The 330-nt window shown below is 44.5% G+C and carries 1 protein-coding gene; it reads left to right on the forward strand.

Annotated elements, in window-relative coordinates:
* Positions 1–330, forward strand: a 330-nt coding sequence (locus ACFINZ_RS11200; RefSeq protein WP_375701554.1) for a DHHA1 domain-containing protein, incomplete at both ends; no start/stop codon positions are given.

Here is a 330-nt window from a genome sequence, read left to right on the forward strand (position 1 = left end):
TACCATCATCAATGGCATTTCTTTTATGGGACGTGTTGTTAAAAATATTTCGCCACGGGATCTTAAGACATTAGTAGATTCTGGGAAGAAGAAAATTGGCTCTGGAGTTGTTGCCTTCATTGGTGTTTCAGAAGATGGTAAGGGGAGTGCTGTTCTTGGGGTTACTGATGATTTAACGCATAAGTTGAATGCTGTTGATTTGGTACGTATTCTTTCAGGTATTCTTGGTGGTCAAGGCGGTGGTGGACGCCCTGATATGGCGCAGTCTGGCGGTCCCAAAGGTAATAAGGCTGATGAAGCACTTGCGGTCCTTAAAGCCTCTCTTGAAGG

Origin of the sequence: Bartonella sp. AA81SXKL (genome assembly GCF_042196945.1) — a bacterium.
GTDB lineage: Bacteria > Pseudomonadota > Alphaproteobacteria > Rhizobiales > Rhizobiaceae > Bartonella.